This is a genomic window from Micromonospora sp. NPDC047753, assembly GCF_040642735.1.
Taxonomy (GTDB): Bacteria; Actinomycetota; Actinomycetes; order Mycobacteriales; family Micromonosporaceae; genus Micromonospora.
This window is the reverse complement of record NZ_JBEYSL010000838.1, coordinates 1-1,492: the sequence shown is the minus strand read 5'-3', so window position 1 is coordinate 1,492 and position 1,492 is coordinate 1. Positions and strand designations below refer to the sequence as shown.

The 1,492-nt window shown below is 73.3% G+C and carries 2 protein-coding genes; both read left to right on the top strand.

Annotation, left to right across the window (positions count from 1 at the left end; genetic code table 11):
- The coding region (locus ABZ749_RS35050) for a response regulator transcription factor (protein ID WP_357235679.1) at nucleotides 1-480 on the top strand (480 nt) is incomplete at its 5' end.
- 80 nt (nucleotides 481-560) lie between these two features.
- Nucleotides 561-1,454, top strand: coding sequence for an ATP-binding cassette domain-containing protein (locus tag ABZ749_RS35045; protein WP_357235677.1), 894 nt, complete (start codon nucleotides 561-563; stop codon nucleotides 1,452-1,454).
- Nucleotides 1,455-1,492 lie beyond the last annotated feature (38 nt).

Below are 1,492 nucleotides of genomic sequence, written 5' to 3'. Positions count from 1 at the left end.
CGGCAGATCGTCGCCGACGGCCCCGGGGCGCCGGCGGTGCTGATCCTCACCACCTTCGACCGCGACGACTACCTGTTCGCGGCGCTGCGGGCCGGGGCCAGCGGCTTCCTGCTCAAGAACGGCACGCCGGAGGAGCTGATCGAGGCGATCCGGGTGCTGGCCAGGGGCGACGGTCTGCTCGCCCCGGAGATCACCCGCCGGGTGATCTCCACCTTCGCCCGACCCGGTGACCCGGCGGGCACCGCCCACCGGGGCCCGGACGCCGAGGCCGCGCTGGCCGGGCTGACCCCGCGCGAACGGGAGGTGCTGATGCTGCTCGCCGCCGGGTCGAGCAACGCGGAGATCGCCGCGGCCATCCACCTGGGCGAGGCGACGGTGAAGACGCACGTGAGTCGGGTACTGGCCAAGCTCGGCCTGCGCGACCGGGTGCAGGCAGTGGTGTTCGCGTACGAGAACGGGGTGGTCCGCCCGGGCGGGTGACGGCGTCCGCCGCGAGGTGGACCCGCCCGCTCACCCGCCGGACGGACGGCACGGCGGCGTGATCGATCTAGCGTGTGTGCGTGACCAGAACGCTTCGCCTCGACGGCGTCGACCGCAGCTTCGGCGACCGTCAGGTGCTCAGGAACGTGTCCTTCGAGGTGTCCGCCGGCCGGATGACCGGTTTCGTGGGCGCCAACGGCGCCGGCAAGACCACCACCATGCGGATCATCCTGGGTGTGCTCGCCCCCGACGCGGGCGAGGTGAGCTGGGGCGGCACCGCGCTGACCCCGCAGGACCGCCGGCGCTTCGGCTACATGCCGGAGGAGCGGGGCCTCTACCCCAAGATGACCACCCGCGAGCAGGTGACCTACCTGGGCCGGCTGCACGGGCTGGACGCCGCCGCGGCACGACGTTCCACCGACGCGCTGCTGGACCGGGTCGGGCTCGGCGAGCGCGGCGACGACCTGCTGGAGACGCTGTCGCTGGGCAACCAGCAGCGGGCCCAGATCGCCGCCGCGCTGGTCCACGATCCCGAGGTGCTGGTGCTCGACGAGCCGTTCTCCGGCCTCGACCCGCTGGCCGTGGAGACCGTCGTGGCCGTGCTGCGGGAACGGGCTTCGGCCGGCGCGCCGGTGCTCTTCTCCAGTCACCAGCTCGACGTGGTGGAGCGCCTCTGCGACGACCTGGTGATCATCGGGGACGGGGTCATCCGGGCCGCCGGCAGCCGGCAGCAGCTGCGCGACTCGTACACGGTGCCCCGCTTCGAGCTGGTCGTGGAACACGACGCCGGCTGGGTACGCGACCACCCCGGTGTGACAGTTGTCGAGTTGGACGGCGCGCGGGTGGTCTTCGACCTGCCGGCCGGCACCGACGAACAGCCCGTGCTGCGGGCCGCCCTCGCGCGCGGCCCGGTCCGCGCCTTCCGCCCGGTCAGCCCCTCGCTCACCGAGATCTTCCGAGAGGTCACCCAGTGAACGTCACCCAGGCCACCCGGCTGGTCGCCGAACGCGAG